Origin of the sequence: Plantactinospora sp. ZYX-F-223 (genome assembly GCF_039649625.1) — a bacterium.
Lineage (GTDB): Bacteria > Actinomycetota > Actinomycetes > Mycobacteriales > Micromonosporaceae > Plantactinospora.
Genome location: NZ_JBDJAV010000024.1, coordinates 69,838 through 85,650, shown reverse-complemented (window position 1 = coordinate 85,650; position 15,813 = coordinate 69,838). Strand labels below are relative to the sequence as shown.

At 70.5% G+C, this 15,813-nt stretch carries 15 protein-coding genes; 6 read left to right on the top strand and 9 right to left on the bottom strand.

Annotation, left to right across the window (positions count from 1 at the left end; all coding sequences use genetic code 11):
• Positions 1–8 precede the first annotated feature (8 nt).
• The 6 genes from AAH979_RS23970 to AAH979_RS23945 form a co-directional block, all read right to left on the bottom strand.
• The gene (locus tag AAH979_RS23970) at positions 9–965 is read right to left on the bottom strand and encodes a hypothetical protein (RefSeq protein ID WP_346260364.1); all 957 of its coding nucleotides are present in this window, start codon (positions 963–965) and stop codon (positions 9–11) included.
• Complete coding sequence (locus AAH979_RS23965) at positions 958–1,458, bottom strand: SigE family RNA polymerase sigma factor (RefSeq protein ID WP_346260363.1); 501 nt, start codon at positions 1,456–1,458, stop codon at positions 958–960. The genes AAH979_RS23970 and AAH979_RS23965 overlap by 8 nt, the downstream gene beginning before the upstream one ends.
• A 94-nt stretch (positions 1,459–1,552) precedes the next feature.
• On the bottom strand, positions 1,553–2,596 hold the full coding sequence (locus tag AAH979_RS23960; protein ID WP_346260362.1) for a 2-dehydropantoate 2-reductase N-terminal domain-containing protein: 1,044 nt from the start codon (positions 2,594–2,596) through the stop codon (positions 1,553–1,555).
• Between the two features lie 53 nt (positions 2,597–2,649).
• Positions 2,650–3,390 carry a M50 family metallopeptidase gene (locus AAH979_RS23955; RefSeq protein WP_346260361.1) on the bottom strand — a complete coding sequence of 247 codons (741 nt, stop codon included), beginning with the start codon at positions 3,388–3,390 and terminating at the stop codon, positions 2,650–2,652.
• Between the two features lie 137 nt (positions 3,391–3,527).
• Positions 3,528–3,788 carry a hypothetical protein gene (locus AAH979_RS23950; protein WP_346260360.1) on the bottom strand — a complete coding sequence of 87 codons (261 nt, stop codon included), beginning with the start codon at positions 3,786–3,788 and terminating at the stop codon, positions 3,528–3,530.
• 59 nt (positions 3,789–3,847) lie between these two features.
• On the bottom strand, positions 3,848–6,010 hold the full coding sequence (locus tag AAH979_RS23945; RefSeq protein WP_346260359.1) for a protein kinase: 2,163 nt from the start codon (positions 6,008–6,010) through the stop codon (positions 3,848–3,850).
• Between the two features lie 91 nt (positions 6,011–6,101).
• On the opposite strand from AAH979_RS23945, the gene AAH979_RS23940 reads away from it, so the two are divergent.
• The 5 genes from AAH979_RS23940 (at position 6,102) to AAH979_RS23920 (ending at position 10,873) form a co-directional block, all read left to right on the top strand.
• A complete protein-coding gene (locus AAH979_RS23940) occupies positions 6,102–6,329 on the top strand; it encodes an acyl-CoA carboxylase subunit epsilon (protein ID WP_346260358.1) in 228 nt (75 codons plus the stop codon).
• A 91-nt stretch (positions 6,330–6,420) separates the two neighbouring features.
• A complete protein-coding gene (locus tag AAH979_RS23935; protein ID WP_346260357.1) occupies positions 6,421–6,885 on the top strand; it encodes a hypothetical protein in 465 nt (154 codons plus the stop codon).
• Positions 6,886–8,238: 1,353 nt separating this feature from the next.
• Entirely contained in the window at positions 8,239–9,384 is a 1,146-nt protein-coding gene (gene mycP, locus AAH979_RS23930) for a type VII secretion-associated serine protease mycosin (RefSeq protein WP_346260356.1), read from the top strand.
• A gap of 66 nt (positions 9,385–9,450) precedes the next feature.
• Positions 9,451–10,176 carry a Maf family protein gene (locus AAH979_RS23925; protein ID WP_346260355.1) on the top strand — a complete coding sequence of 242 codons (726 nt, stop codon included), beginning with the start codon at positions 9,451–9,453 and terminating at the stop codon, positions 10,174–10,176.
• 43 nt (positions 10,177–10,219) lie between these two features.
• Positions 10,220–10,873, top strand: a complete 654-nt coding sequence (locus AAH979_RS23920; RefSeq protein ID WP_346260354.1) for an O-methyltransferase — start codon at positions 10,220–10,222, stop codon at positions 10,871–10,873.
• 83 nt (positions 10,874–10,956) lie between these two features.
• Here AAH979_RS23920 and AAH979_RS23915 read toward each other — a convergent pair whose 3' ends face one another.
• The 3 genes from AAH979_RS23915 to AAH979_RS23905 form a co-directional block, all read right to left on the bottom strand.
• Positions 10,957–11,712, bottom strand: coding sequence for an ABC transporter permease (locus AAH979_RS23915; protein ID WP_203864409.1), 756 nt, complete (start codon positions 11,710–11,712; stop codon positions 10,957–10,959).
• A 57-nt stretch (positions 11,713–11,769) separates the two neighbouring features.
• A complete protein-coding gene (locus tag AAH979_RS23910) occupies positions 11,770–12,726 on the bottom strand; it encodes an ATP-binding cassette domain-containing protein (protein ID WP_346260353.1) in 957 nt (318 codons plus the stop codon).
• A 112-nt stretch (positions 12,727–12,838) separates the two neighbouring features.
• The gene (locus AAH979_RS23905) at positions 12,839–13,591 is read right to left on the bottom strand and encodes a PadR family transcriptional regulator (protein WP_346260352.1); all 753 of its coding nucleotides are present in this window, start codon (positions 13,589–13,591) and stop codon (positions 12,839–12,841) included.
• A 304-nt stretch (positions 13,592–13,895) separates the two neighbouring features.
• On the opposite strand from AAH979_RS23905, the gene AAH979_RS23900 reads away from it, so the two are divergent.
• Positions 13,896–15,671, top strand: coding sequence for a biotin carboxylase N-terminal domain-containing protein (locus AAH979_RS23900; protein ID WP_346260351.1), 1,776 nt, complete (start codon positions 13,896–13,898; stop codon positions 15,669–15,671).
• The last annotated feature ends 142 nt before the right edge of the window (positions 15,672–15,813 follow it).

Here is a 15,813-nt window from a genome sequence, read left to right as displayed (position 1 = left end):
GGTCACGTTCAGCAGGGCGGAGTGGCGGCCTCGCAGAGCCGGACGGCGGCGCCCAGCGTCAACGCCCGGGCCCGCTCCGGGTCCGGCGCCTCGTCGACCCGGTCCACCGTCGCGACCAGGTCGCCGACCCGGACGACTCCGACCAGCCGGCTGGCCGGACCGTCCACCACCGCCGAACTGTCCTGCCGGCGGACCGTGGTCTGCCAGTCCAGCAGCACCGACTCGTCCCCGGCGAAGCCCTCGGCGACGACCCGCCAGCGGTGCTCCGCAGCGACGGGGAGCCGGCGACCGTCGACCTCGATCGCGCCGGGTGTGCGGTATTCGGTGCAGAGATCGGGCACGGCACGGGCGTCCGCGAAGACCCGCCGGGCCGCGCCGGGTACAAGCCGGAAAACCCGCTCGTGTACGACTGCCGCCCCGCTGTGCGGATCACCGGGTACCGTCGGCGGCTGCTGCACGGTGTGTCGGCGGGCCATCCGGGCCAGCCCGTCGTAGCGGTCCCGTGCCGCGTACCCGGGACAGCCGAGCGGCACGGTCGGATCGACCACCTCCACCGGCGCGTCCGCCTGCACGTCGACCCGGTCCACCACCAGCCCCGGCCCGACGTCCTCGGGTTGCAGCAGCGCCGACGCCGGGATGGCGACCGGATCCGGCGACGGTACCGGGGGCGACGGTTCGGCGAGCAGCGGCTGCCCGGCCGGCAGCGGTCGTGGCCCGTACCGCTCGACGGCCGCGACCGAGCCCGCCACGACCACGACCAGCACCGCGACCGTCCCGACCAGCGACCGGATCCGGTTACGCCGCCGGGCCCGGGCCCGGATCTCCTCGGGCGCGAGCCAGCGCACCGCGGCGATCTCCTGGGCGACCTGGTCGACGAGACTCGTCCCCGGCCCCGACGACCAGCCCGCCGACGGGTCGGAACGGTGCCCCGGCTCGGGGGTCCGGGTGGACATCGACTCAGGCATCGGCGGCCTCCTCCAGATCCACGACCCTCAGCAGGCCGGCCAGCGCGGCCCGGCCCCGGGCCAGCCGGGCCTTCACCGTGCCGACGGGTGCACCGGTCTCCCGGGCCACCTCGGCCACCGGCAGACCCAGCAGGTAGTACAGGGCGATCGCGGTACGTTGCTCCTCCGGCAGCCGGCGGAGCGCGGCGACCACCTCGACGGTCTCGATACCCGGCGCCGGGGTGTCGGCCGGTACGCCGTGCCGCAGGTAGGCCCGGCTCCGGCTGCGCAGGCTGCGCCAGCGGCTGATCGCCACCCGAGCGGCCACCACCCGCACCCACGCCTCCGGGTCGGCGTACCCGCGCACCCGCGACCAACGCTGCCACGCCCGGATGTACGCCTCCTGCACCGCGTCCTGGGCTTCGGAGAGGTCACCGGTCAACAGATAGACGTACCCGAGCAGCCGTTGCCGGCTCCCTCGGTAGAACTCGTCGAAGTCCTCGACGTCGGGCACCTGCGACCTCCCCTGGCGGACATAGCCAATACGCCTGGGCCCGGTGCTGCGGTTGCCATGCAAGCCGAAACGTTTGCGAACGCGTCCCTCGTCCTCACCTCAGCGGTTCGGTCAGCTCCGCGATCGGGAACTCGCCGGCCGGGAGGTGTTCGCGTACCGCCCGGCGCATCGCCCGCTGCACCGCCGCGTTGGCCGGGGTCGGCACCCCGTGCAGCCGGCCCAGCAGCACGATCTCGCCGTTGAGGAAGTCCGTCTCGGCCGATCCGGCGTCCCGGGCGAGGCTCTGCCAGGTCGAGCCGCCCTGCCGGGGCTGCCCGGCCACCGGTACCACCTCCACCCGGTCGCCCCGCTCGGCGGCCTCCTCCGCCCGCGAGGTGTACGCGATCCCGGCAGCGGTGAGCGCCGCCTCCCCCTCGGCCACCACCGCCGTGAGCAGCTCGGCCACCCGGGCCGCCCGCCGGTCGTCGGCTCCAGGTGCGGCGCGGGCCGACGGGCCGAAGAGCGCCTGCACGGCGTTGCCGAGGTTGCGCAGCAGCTTGCCGTACTTCCAGCGCATCACGTCGTCGCGGACCGGGGCGAGGAGCCGGGCCGCCGCCAGGTCCGCGCTGATCCGGTGCGCGAGGTCGTCGGAACCGTGCGGGAAGGCGCCGAGGTGCAGCATGCCCGAGTACGGGTGCCCGCTGGCCACCACCCGGCCCGGCTCCAGGTGGGTCGCCGGAAGCCAGACGCAGACCGGGTACACCCGGTCGAAGAGCCGGGCGGCGGCGCGTTCGTTCGCCACCCCGTTCTGCGCGGTCAGCAGCGGGAGCCGCTGCGCCGCCGTACCGCCACCCTGGACCGGCAGGTCGGCCCAGCTCCGCAGCGCGGCCTCGGTGTCCTGCGACTTCACCGTCAACACCAGCACGGTGTCCGGAGGCAGCGGCTCGTCGGCGAGGCCGGAGCCGGCGGATGCGGGGTCGCCGATCGCGGGGAGTCGTCCGACGTACTCGCCGTCCGGGGTGCTCAGGGTCAACCCGTGCGCCCGGATCGCGGCCAGGTGCGCACCCCGGGCCACCAGAGTCACGTCCCGGCCAGCCTCGCCCAGCCGTACCCCGATGGTGCCGCCGACCGCGCCGGCACCGATGATCACGTACCGCATCCCGTCCCCTGTTTCCTCGGCCGCTCACCGTGGTCGGCGCCTGGTCGCGCCGGTCAGCCCGGCAGGCTCGTGGAATTCAGTATCGGGCCGGTGAGCAGGGCGGCTCCGGCCAGCAGGGCGATCAGGTTGACCGCGCCGAAGACCCCGACCCAGACCAGTCCCGGCACCCGGGTCAGCCAGGCGAGCTGGTCCGCGTCCGACTGCGGCAGTTGACCCCGCCGACGCAGCGTCTGGAGTTCACCCACCGGCCGTACGCCACCGAGCAGCAGGAACCACACCCCGGTGTACGCGAACGCGGCCTGCACCTCCGGCGAGGCCATCCAGGAGACCCCGAGTACGACCCCGGTGGTGACCACGATCGAGATGATGCCGAAGACGTTGCGGATCATCACCAGCATGGCGAGCAGCAGTGCGACCGCCACCCAAAGCAGCAGGGTGATCCGGTTCCCGCCGAGTACCCAGGCGCCGGCCAGCCCGATCAGCGAGGGTGCCAGATAGCCGGCCAGCAGGGTGAAGACCATCCCGGGACCGGTCGGCCGACCCGCCGACAGGGTCAGCCCGGAGGTGTCCGAGTGCAGTCGGATGCCCTGGAGACGGCGTCCGGTGAGTACCGCCGCGAGCGCGTGCCCGCCCTCGTGCGCGATGGTGATGGCGTTGCGCCCGACCCGCCAGGGCACCCGGGTGACCACCACGGTGAGCGCGACCAGCCCGGTGATCAGGACCAGTAGCGGGGGTGGGTCCGGTTGCGCCCCGAAGAGCTTGTCCCAGAGGTCTGTCAAGCCGTCCACTGACATCCGAGCGAGCCTAGCTCACGTCCGCTACCGCTCAGCGGGGCTGCCTACTCCTTGTCCTCAGTCAGCGACAGCGGGACCCGTCATCACCTGTGCGGGTCGATAACTGATCCGACTGCCGCTGTCGTCGTAGCCCGATCTCAACGAAGCTGACCGGCGGAGCCGGCCCGTGCCCGCCCCGTCGTCGGTATGCCCACTCGGGCCGGCACCGCAGTCCGGTTCGACATGCCTCGTCGCAGCAACAACCAACCACCGACCGTACCGACGGCCACGGCCACGACGCTGGCGAGCGCGATCATCGCGACCATTCCGACGCTCGCCACCAGCAGGGCGAGATCGCCGATCGCGACCAGCATCCACAGGGCGATGCTCGGCTTCGTCGCATGATGTCGGGAACGCATCAGTCGTACCTCCTTCCGTCGAGATCACCACTACCCCGGCAGAAGTGAGGTCATGCCTGTCAACTCTTCGCGGGTCGGAATCCGTCCGCGATGATCTTGAAGGTGGCGAGTTCCCGGTTCCAGTCGGCCGCCTCGGTGTCCCAACGGATCGCGTACGCCTTCTTGCTGCTGGTGACGAAGCCCCGGTTACGGACGTGCATCCGTACCCCGTCCTCGTCGTGCAACCACTCCCAGTCGGCAGCCCTCAGCCAGTAGTCGACGGCCTGGATCGTCACCAGATCGTAGTTCCGGTAGTTGCCCCGGCGAGCGCGCTCCTGCTCCCTCCAGTCGGCCACGGGATCGGGCCGAGGATTGTCCGTCTGGTCGATCATGAGGAAGCGGCGGCTGTTGGGATCGTTGAACTTGACCCGCGGGCCGTCCCGGCTGACCGTCCAACCGTTCGGCACCGGCACGGAGAACCCGGTCGAGTCCCGATGCAGCCGCCACCCCGCCGGGAGCTGCGGAGCAGACTGCCCCGTCGGCGTCACCGGCGGCTGGGCCGGCTGAGCGGTGGTCGCGGCCGGTGTCGGGGTCGGCGGCGCGCTGGTGGTGGGGGCGGACGACGTACCGGCGGGCTGACTCGTCGGCGCGGAGCCGGAGGTCGGGTCCTTGTCCTGGTCACCCGACCCGCCGTCGCGGGCCAGTGGCACGACCACGACGAGGGCGAGCAGGAGCAGCACGACCAACCCGCCGAGCAGCCACATCCGGCGGTTGCCGGCCGCGACGGCGGCCGGCGGGCCACGCCGGTCGCCCTGCCCGTCGCCGTACTCGTCGTCGCCGCTGGCCGGGACCACAGCCCGGCCCGCCGGCTGCGGTGCCGGCGACTGGTCCGGGGTCGCCTCCACCTTCGGCTGGACCGCGGTGGGCGCCGGCGCCGACTTCACCTCGGCCCCGTCGGCCTTCACCTCGGCCCCGTCGGCCGACTCGCCGGGCACGACGACGACTGTCGGCTCGGCAGGTGGCCGGGCACTGTCCGAGCTGGCGACTTCCTCCGGTACCTCGGCTGCGGGTGGCTCCGCCGCCGGCTCCTTCTCGTCCGGGGTGGGCAGCTTGGTCGTCTTGGCGGCCGGTGGAGCGGCCGGCAGCTTCGTGGTCTCGGCGGCCGGCAACTTGGTCGTCTCGGCAGCCGGTGGAGCGGCCGGCAACTTGGTCGTCTCGGCAGCCGGTGGAGCGGCCGGCAACTTGGTCGTCTCGGCAGCCGGCGGCACCGCCGGGGCAGCGGCCGGTGCGATCGGCGGCGCGGCGGGAGCCGGTCGGGGCGACGGCAACGGCACGATCCGGGTACGCGGCTCGCCCGGTCCGCGCGGGCCCTGCGGCCCCGGCCGTCGTACCCCGTCCAGCAGTGACATCCCGGGGTTCCTGCGCCGGCCTGCCGCGCGACGGAGCAACCGCTCCGCCACCTCGGCGTTGATCCGGGTCGTCGGGTCCTTGCGCAACAGCCCGGCGAGCACGGCCTTGAGCGGGCCGGCCCGGCGCGACGCCGGCGGTGGCTCGGTGGCCAGCGCCGCCAACGTCGCGATCGCGGACGGTCGGGCGAACGGCGACTGGCCCTCGACGGCGGCGTAGAGCGTCGCGCCCAGCGACCAGAGGTCACCCTCCGGCCCGGCGGTGCCGTCCCGGGCCCGCTCCGGCGCGATGTACGCGGGCGACCCCAACACCAGTCCGGTACGGGTCACGTTCGGGTCCCCCGGCACGGTGGCGAGTCCGAAGTCGGTCAGCACCACCCGGCCGTCATCGCCGAGCAGCACGTTTCCGGGCTTCACGTCCCGGTGCATCACCCCGGCCCGGTGCGCGGACTTCAACGCACCCAGCACCCCGAGACCGATCTCGGCGGCCCGGGTCGGCGACACCGGCCCGTCGCTGGCCAGCGTGTCCTGCAACGACCGCGACGGGACGTACTCCATGACGATCCACGGATCACCGTCGGTACGCAGTACGTCGAAGACGCGGACCACGTTCGCGTGATTGAGCCGGGCGATCGCCCGCGCCTCGCGGAGCGAGCGTTCACGCATCTCCCGACGCTCGTCCTCGGTCAGCCCGGGCGGCGGGACCAACTCCTTGATCGCGACGTCCCGGTGCAGCACCTCGTCACGCGCCTTCCAGACCCGACCCATCCCGCCCTGGCCGAGCGGCTCGACAAGTCGGTACCGGTCAGCGATGAGTTGTGGAGGCGCACTAGACACCCGTGGACGGTACCCAACGGCAACAAGAGTCACACCCTCGGCACGCCTATCTGAGACGCGCACCAATCGACAGGGACGTACCCTCAATGCCATGGCTGACGAAGAACCACTGCTCCGGGTGGTGCGGGGTACCCCCACACCGGAAGAGTTGGCCGCCCTGGTCGGGGCGATCTTCCTCCGTCCCCGACCGGCCACATCGGTCCGACCCGCCGCCGTGTCGACCTGGGCACGAACGGGTCGTCCCGGTACGGTGTCCCCGTCCGGCATGCCGGCCCACGCCGGCCGTGACGCCTGGCGGGTCTCCGGCCTTCCTCACTGACCTGCTCCGGGCGACCCGACGGGGCTGCCCACGCCGGCCCGTACCCACTAACCTTGGGCGTGGGGCAGTACGTAGCACCTGGGGAGAAGACGTGATACCTGAGGAAGACCGCGGCCCTGCGTGGCTGCGCGACTACGGCGGTGCCATAGAGGCTGACATCCAGCGGATGGAAGAGTTCGCCCAGCAGCTCCTGGCCGAGGTCCAGAAGAACTACGTACCACACATGGAAGAAGTCCAGTCGGACATGCTGCCTAACCTGCCCGCGCCGAATGCAGGCTTCGCCGAGCTGGTGTCGTTCTTCGAGGCGCATCGGAACGTCCAACAGGACACCTCGACACGGGTCTGGGACGTCGGCGACGGCACCGGCGGCCTCGCCACCGCCGCCGAGAAGGTCAGCAAGAACTACGGCAACGCCGACGCGTTCTCGCAGGCCCGGGTCCGCGATGTCGAGAAGGCGCTTGATGAGACTGGTGCAGCGGCACCGCCGCCGCCCAGGTCGCAGAACGTGACAGCGCCGCAGGGTGGCACAGAGAACACGGGGAGCCCCAATGCTTGATGGCGGAGGCGGGGGGAGCGGCCAGATCTCCGGCACGACCAACTGGACCTCGCACGATGTCCGACAGATGTGGAGTCTGTTGGCCAACCAGCAGACGGACACGCACTGGCAGCATGTCAGCGGTTGGCGGAAGACCTCCGAACTCAGCTTGCTCCATCTGTCGCGGTTGAAGCAGTACCGCGACAACCTGATCGAAGCTTGGCCGCCGGAGAAGAGCGAGGCCTCGAAGGCGTACGTCACACGGCTCGACTACCTCATCGAGACGGTGCAGGGCGTCTACGACACGGCCGCTGCCAACCAGCAGGCCCTCACGGGCGTGACTCAGGCGATCTGGGAGTCGCGTAGGGACCTTGAGGAGATCCACAAGGAATACCTCGCGAAGGAGCAGGCCAAGCAGCAGTACGACGCGGCGGTTAAGGCGAACAACGGCCGGCCGCCTGCCGGACAGCAGCCGACGACCCAATCCGACCTGGAAGACCTGAACTGGCGCGCTCGCCACATCATGTACGGGCTAAGCAGCGAACTCGCCACCGCCCAGGTACAGCTTCGCAAGCCTCCGGTGTACCGAAACGATAAGAAACCTATCGATGAGAACGACGGAGGAGGTGGAGGCGGAAGCAGCGTAATGGGCGGTTCAAGCCCACCCGTCCTCCCGCCGGTTGTCCCGATACCGGCAGGTGGTGGAGCAAGTTATACACCGCCACCGACTCCAGCTATTCATGCCGTTGTCCCAACACCCACCGCACCTGGAGCCGGTCCGATCCTTGGTGGCACCGGGCCGATCGCGCCCCCTGCCGTGCCACCAACGCCACCAAGCGTTATCCCACCCCCGCCACCTACCACTGGTCCGGTCCTGCCTCCGCCTCCGATCACCCCCGGGCCCCCACCTTGGGCCAAGCCGCCAGGGCTGCCTCCCGGGGCCAAACCCCCTGGGCTACCTCCTGGCTACCCAACCACATCGATGGTGCCACCAAGCGGTGGACTGAACAACAAGTCGGGCTTTAGTCCCCACGTTGGGATGCCGCCACGAGCAATGCCTCCAGGGGGAATGATTGGCGCATCGCCTGGAGCGGGTTTGTCGCAACCGGCCGCAGGAGCCGGATCAGCAGCGCGACGCATCAACCCGGTTGGCGGCGTAATCGGCGGAGGCACGGGCGCTAGCGTCACCGGCCCTGGTCAGGCTGCTGGCATGCGACCGGGCACGCGCGGCATTAGTCAAAAGAATGGAGATCAGAACAACCAGCATTGGGATCCAGACAATCCCTGGGAGACTGACGAGGGAGTCACCCCCGTCATGATGCCTACCCGCGAGAACGGCAGGATTGATCCTGGCCCGACGATTGGCCATAAGCGGTGACTTCTCGCAGGGCCCGTGCGGCCGTGGCGCTCCTTTGCGCCACGGCCGTCGCCGTTCTACCTGCAGCCCCTGCGCATGCTGATCAAACACGCCGGAACCAATGGCACCTAAGCTATCTCAAGGTAGCAGAAGCTCATAGAGTCAGTCAGGGCGCTGGCGTCACTGTCGCGGTCATCGACAGCGGAGTAGACCCACATCCTGACCTTCGAAACAATCTGCTGCCAGGTACTACCACGTACGCCGGCGGATCTGGCGATGGACGCAGGGATAGCGACCCCGGCGGCCATGGAACCGGAATGGCAGGATTGATTGCGGCCCATGGGCGCGGCACGAACGGAGCGCTGGGCATCGCACCGCGCGCCAAATTGATCCCTATTCAAGACGGCGAAGGCGAAGGCGGCAACGCTAATGACTTGGCGAGGGGAATTGAATGGGCGACGTCCAAGAAGGTTGACGTTATAAGCGTCTCCGCCACCGCAGGCGGCACTCCGAAATTAAGGGAAGCAGTGGAGGCTGCACTTAAGGCGAATATTGTAGTCGTCGCCGGAGTGGGTAATAGGCCGGGCAACTTTCTAGTAGGGTTCCCTGCAGGGTTTAGCGGAGTTCTCGCGGTCGGGGCAACTGATCAGCGTGGAGACCACGCCGAGATCTCGGTGACAGGGAGTAGAGTCGCTATCGTCGCGCCGGGCGTGGACATATACAGCACTTCAGTTGACGGGGGCTACCGCAAGACAACGGGTACATCGGATTCAACTGCGATCGTGGCTGGGGCGGCTGCGCTCGTACGGAGCAAGTTTCCGGATCTGTCGGCGGAGGAAGTCGTACATCGGCTGACCGCGACCGCTGATGACAAGGGGGCGCCGGGTCGGGACGAGGAGTACGGGTACGGGGTACTCAACCTGGTCAAGGCGCTGACGGCGGACGTACCGCCCCTGGAGGGAAGCGCCGATCCGAGCGCTAGTGCCGCACCCAGCCCCAGTCAGACCCAGGCCGGCAACGCGGCACCCGAACCGGAGAACAGGTCGAACGTCGGCTCGACGATCCTGATCGGTGTGCTGGTGGCTCTCGTCGTACTGGGCCTGTTGGTGACCCTGCTGGTGGTGCTCCTGATGCGACGGCGACAGCAGCCGCGCCGCTTCTGAATCGAGCCATCCGAATACCCGGCCCGATCGCGGACAGCCCTCGTCGGGCCGGGTACGTTGGCCGTCGTGCACACGACAGATCGGCTACGCCTGGTGCTCGCCTCAGCGAGTCCGGCCCGACGCAAGCTCCTGCAGGCCGCCGGCATCGAGCCGGACGTACTGATCAGCGGGGTCGACGAATCGCAGGTGGACCCCTCGACCCCGGAAGCGCTGAGCCGCACACTGGCTCAACTGAAGGCACGAGCGGTAGCCGAGCGGATCGCATCGGCTGCCAAAGGTGCCGGTGCCACCGACGAGATCGGAACCAACGCGGCCGAGCCCCGTACGCTCGTGCTCGGCTGTGACTCGGTGCTGGCCTTCGACGGCGAGATCCTCGGCAAGCCGGCCGACGCGGACGAGGCGACCCGCCGCTGGCAGGCGATGCGGGGCAAGAGCGGCGTGCTGCACACCGGGCACTGCCTGATCGACCTGTCGAGCGGGCGCGAGGTTGCCCGGGTCGCCGGCACCGCCGTCTACTTCGCGGAGATCACCGACGACGAGATCGCCGCGTACGTCGCGACGGGTGAGCCGTTGCAGGTGGCGGGCGCGTTCACCATCGACGGGCTGGGTGGCCCGTTCGTCGACCGGGTGGACGGCGATCCCGGCGCGGTGATCGGCCTCTCCCTGCCGCTGTTCCGCCACATGCTCGGCGAACTCGACCTGCTGATCACGGACCTCTGGGCTGCCCGAATGACCCCGTTCGGCGCCGGCGCCGGGACGGCGGCCACGTCGGCGGCAACCGACCCGCACTGACGAACCACTACCGTCGGCCGGCAACCTGGCATAGCGTCGAGCAGTGCCGACGAAGTCGATCCCGCTCACCGAAGACCTGCACGCGTACGTCCTGGCGCACGGCTCCCCGCCGGACGCCCTGGCCCGGGAGCTGATCGACGAGACGGTTTCGCTACTGCCGGCCGACGCCGGGATGCAGATCGCTCCGGAGCAGGCGGGGCTGCTCACCTTCCTGACCCGGCTGGTGAACGCCCGGCAGGCGGTCGAGGTCGGCACCTTCACCGGGCTCTCCTCGCTGGCGATCGCCCGTGGCCTGCCCGCCGACGGCCGGTTGACCTGCTTCGACATCTCCGAGGAGTACACGGCGGTCGCCCGCCGCTACTGGGCACGGGCCGGGGTCGACGACCGGATCGAGCTGCGGATCGGCCCGGCCGCTGAGAACCTGCGCTCCCTCCCCGTGGAGCCGCACCTCGACCTCGTCTTCGTCGACGCCGACAAGCCGGGCTATCTGACCTACTGGGCCGAGTTGGTGCCGAGGATGCGTACCGGTGGACTGATCGTGGTGGACAACGTGCTGCGGGGCGGTCGGGTCCTGGCCCCGCAGACCGTGGCGGACCGGGCGATCGTCGAGTTCAACGAGGCGGTACTCGCCGACGAGCGGGTCGAGCTCGTGATGCTGCCGATCGCCGACGGCCTCACCCTGGCCCGCCGCCGCTGACCCTCACCAGCACCGACGCCGGCACCGGCCGAGGACGGGCGGAACCGGCGCCGGGGCCGGCTCCACCCGTACCCGATGGGGCGCTAGCGGACGCTGCGCGCGAACTCGCGCGCGGCCCAGACCACGGCGAGCGCCGTGATCACCGCCATCACCGAGAGTCCCTGCCAGACGGCGTCGTTGCCGAGATCGCCGGCGAATAGTGCCCGGGCGCCGTCAACCGCCCAGGAGAACGGGTTCCAGTCGGCGATCCCCTGCAACCAGCCCGGCGCGAAGTTCAGCGGCAACAGGATCCCGGAGAGCAGCAGGACCGGCTGGGCGATCGTGTTCATCAGCGGCGCCAGCGCATCCTCGCTCTTCACCACCAGCGCGATCCCGTAGGACAGGGCCGACGTCATCAGTGCGATCAGCGCCAGCATCAGGTACGCCAGTAGCAGGTCCCCGATGAAGACCGAGAGCCCGAAGGCCAGCGCCAGCAGGGTGATGATGATCGCCTGGGCGATCAGCGACACCACGTCGCGCAGCGAGCGGCCGAGCAGCAGGGCGAGTCGGCTGACCGGGGTGACCCGGGATCGTTCGATCACCCCGGCGCGCAGCTCGGCGATCAGCCCGAAGCCCTGGAACAGCCCGCCGAAGATGGCGAGCAGGACCAGCAGGCCGGGCACGAAGATCCGGTACGCCTCCGCGTTGCTCGACGCCTGCAACGCGGGCTTGAGCAGCGGGGCGAAGAGCAGCAGGTACATCACCGGCTGGAAGATGCCGACGAAGAGCCAGACGGGCTGGCGGACCAGCAGCAGGAACTGCCGCTGGAAGATCAACCATGTGTCACGGGCGAATTTCATCACAAGTCTCCTGTTCGGCGGTGCGCGGCGTAGGCGCAGGTCTCGCGCGGCGAGCGGTCAGGACTCGCGCAGCGAGCGGCCGGTCTTGGTGAGGAACACGTCGTCGAGGCTGGGCCGGTGCAGCTCGATCGAGCTGAGCGCGATGCCCGCAGCGTCGAGCGCGCGGAGGATCTGGGGCATGTCCCGGGTCCCGTCGTTGACGTAGAGCCGGAGCGCGCCCTCGTCCGAGGTCTCCAACCTGGTGACGTACGGCTCGGTCTCCAGCACCTTGCCGGCGTCCTGGGCCGAGCCCTCGATGGCGACGAGCACCACGTCGCCGGAGATCTCCCGCTTCAGCTCCGCCGGTGTCCCCTCGGCGACCACCTCGCCGTGGTCCATGATGGCGATCCGGTCGCAGAGCGCGTCCGCCTCGTCCAGGTAGTGCGTGGTGATGAAGACCGTCATGCCCTCGGCGCGGAGCCGGCGGATCTCGTCCCACATGTGCGCCCGGCTCTGCGGGTCGAGGCCGGTGGTCGGCTCGTCCAGGAAGACGATCTTCGGTTCGTGGATGATGCCGAGCGCGATGTCGACCCGCCGGCGCTGGCCACCGGAGTACGTCTTGCACTTGCGGTCGGCATACTCGGTGAGCTGGAACGCCTCCAGGGCGCGTACCGCGCGCCGCTGCGCCTCGGCCTTGCTGAGCCCGTACATCCGGGCGTGCAGGACCAGCTCCTCGCGGGCGGTCGACTCGTCCCAGGTGCTGCCGCCCTGGGCCACGTAACCGATCCGCCGCCGCACCTCAGCCGGGTTGGTCCGCAGGTCGACGCCGGCGATGTTGGCCTCGCCGCCGTCCGGTTCGATGAGCGTGGCGAGCATCCGCAGCGTGGTGGTCTTGCCCGCGCCGTTCGGGCCGAGGAAGCCGAAGATCTCCCCCTCGGCCACCACGAGGTCGACACCGCGGACCGCGTCGACCGACTTCTTCTCCCTGCCCTGCCGGGAGCGGAACGACTTCCGCAACCCCTTTGTCTCGATCATGCCTGCTCCTGGTCAGCCGGACCGGCATCCCCACCGGCCCCATCCCCCGGGGCACGCCAGAAGGCGCCCACCGCAACGCTTCCGGGAGGCTAACGCGATATAGCGCATCTAGTCAACGTTGATTATTACGCGTCGCCCTGCCGTCCCCCGCCGGTCGAGACGACGACTCGGGCGACGACTCCGACGACGACTCCGGCCCCGCCGACGGCGACTCGGGGGGAACCGGTTCGTCGGGCGTACGCCCCCCGCCCCAGCTCGCGTCGACGGCCATCGAGGCGAACTGCGCCCAATCCTGGTTTTCGGCGTAGTCCTCCGGCAGGTACGGCACCCCGGCGTCGATCAGGTCGGCGATCCGCTCGCACCAGCCGATCTCCCCCTCCGCCCGGGCGATCGACAGCTGCCACATCCAGGCGACATGCACCGGCTTGTCGTTCTTCATCCAACCGGACTCCATCGCCGCCCGCAGGCTGTCGTTGACCGCCCGCAGCAGTCGGGCCCGGTTACGCAGCGCCGCCGACGCCTCTTCCCGGGGCAGTGCGGGCAGGAAGGAGAAGGCCGCGAAGAACGGGTCGACGACGTCGCCGAGGTTCCACCAGTTGCCCCTGAGCAGGCCCTGGAACTCGTCCTCGCCCTTCGAGGTGATGCCGTACGTGACCCGGGCCGGACGGGCGCCGACCTGCTCGGTGGCCACCTCCCGTAACAATCCCTCCTCGGTCAGCTTGCGCAGCGCGTGGTAGATCGAGCCGGGCTGGACGTTCGCCCACTTGTCCGCGCTCCAGCTCAGCAGTTCGCGACGTACGTCATAGCCGTGTACCGGTTGCATCCACCGGACCAGGCCGAGAATCATCATTCGGGTAGCCGACACACCCAGAAGCGTAATAACCAAAATTGACTAGCTACCAACGCCGTCCCGTGGCATGGGTCGACCGGCCAGGTAACGGCGTGTAGTTGGTGCCGTGACCAACAGCGACACCGCCTCCTCGGCGGCGGCGGGAGGCGAGTATCGAGCGGGTCGGGAGCGGCGCCGGACGCGGGTCGGCCGGCCGGGTTCACCGCCCCCGCCCGTCGGGCGGGCGGCCCGGGTCGTTGACAATGGCCCCTGGCAACGTCCCTGGCAGCCACCCTGGCGACCGGCGACGGTGGGGAGCGATTCGAGGAGGAGCAGCCGCGTGCGCAAGGTACTGATCGCCAACCGGGGCGAGATCGCGGTACGGGTCGTCCGCGCCTGCCGGGACGCCGGACTGGCCAGCGTCGCCGTCTACGCCGACTCGGACCGGGACGCGCTGCACGCCACCCTCGCCGACGAGGCGTACGCGCTCGGCGGCGAGACCGCGACCGAGACGTACCTGCGGATCGACAAGCTGCTCGACGTGGCCGCCCGGTCGGGCGCTGACGCCGTACACCCGGGTTACGGGTTTCTCTCGGAGAACGCGGACTTCGCCGCGTCGGTGATCAACGCCGGCCTGACCTGGATCGGGCCGAGCCCGCAGGCGATCCGCGACCTGGGCGACAAGGTCACCGCCCGGCATCTCGCGCAGCGGGCCGGCGCTCCGCTGGTGCCCGGCACCTCCGAGCCGGTGGGCGGGCCGGACGAGGTGCTGGCCTTCGCTGCCGAGCACGGTCTGCCGGTGGCGATCAAGGCGGCGTTCGGCGGCGGCGGCCGGGGTCTCAAGGTGGCCCGGACCATGGAGGAGATCCCGGCGCTCTTCGAGTCGGCCACCCGGGAGGCGCTGGCCGCGTTCGGCCGGGGCGAATGTTTCGTCGAGCGCTACCTGGACCGGCCCCGGCACGTCGAGGCGCAGGTCCTCGCCGACCAGCATGGCAACGTCGTGGTGGTCGGGACCCGGGACTGCTCGCTGCAACGCCGCCACCAGAAGCTCGTCGAGGAGGCGCCGGCCCCGTTCCTGACCGACGAGCAGCGGGCGGCGATCCACGCCAGCGCGAAGGCGATCTGCCGGGAAGCCGACTACCACGGCGCCGGCACCGTGGAATACCTGGTCGGCACGGACGGCACCATCTCCTTCCTGGAGGTGAACACGCGGCTGCAGGTGGAACACCCGGTGACCGAGGAGACCGCCGGCATCGACCTGGTCCGGGAGCAGTTCCGGATCGCGTCCGGCGAGAAGCTCCGGTTCGACGCCGATCCCGTGCCGCGCGGGCACTCGATCGAGTTCCGGATCAACGGCGAGGACCCGGGCCGGAACTTCCTGCCGGCACCGGGCACGGTGACCGCGCTGCGGCTTCCCGCCGGGCCCGGCGTACGGGTGGATGCCGGGATCGCCGCGGGCGACGTGATCGGCGGCAACTTCGACTCCCTGCTCGCCAAGGTGATCGTCACCGGCGAGACCCGTACCGAGGCGCTGGAGCGCGCCCGCCGGGCCCTCGACGAGATGGTGGTGGACGGGATGGCCACCGCGCTGCCGTTCCACCGGCTCGTCGTCCGGGACCCGGCGTTCACCGCCGCGCCGTTCACCGTGCACACCAGGTGGATCGAGACCGAGTTCGACAACACCGTGCCGGCGTTCACCGGCGCCACGCCGGCCGACGAGCCGGCCGGCGCCCGGGAGACCGTCGTGGTCGAGGTCGGCGGCAAGCGGCTGGAGGTCAGCCTCCCCGCCGGCTACGGCGCGGGTACGGCCCCGGCCGCCGGCCCGGTTGCCTCCGGTGCCGCCGCCCGACGGCCGGCCCGGCGCGCTGGCCGGTCCGCTGCGGCGGGCGGGGCCGCCGCCGGTGGAGACGCGCTGACCTCCCCGATGCAGGGCACCATCGTCAAGATCGCGGTTGCCGACGGCGACACGGTCGCCGAGGGTGACCTGATCGTCGTCATGGAGGCGATGAAGATGGAGCAGCCGCTGTACGCGCACAAGGCCGGCGTGGTGAGCGAACTCGCCGCCGAGGTCGGCGGAGTCCTCACCGCCGGCGCCGTCATCTGCGTCATCAGCTGACCCGGCCGGCACACATCGTCGACCCTCGGCCGGGAGTCCCCACCACCGGCCCACGGCGTCATCAGCTGACCCGTCCGGCACACGTCGTCCACCCTCGGCCGGGAGTCCCCGCCACCGGCCCACGGCGAGCCCAGACCGGTCA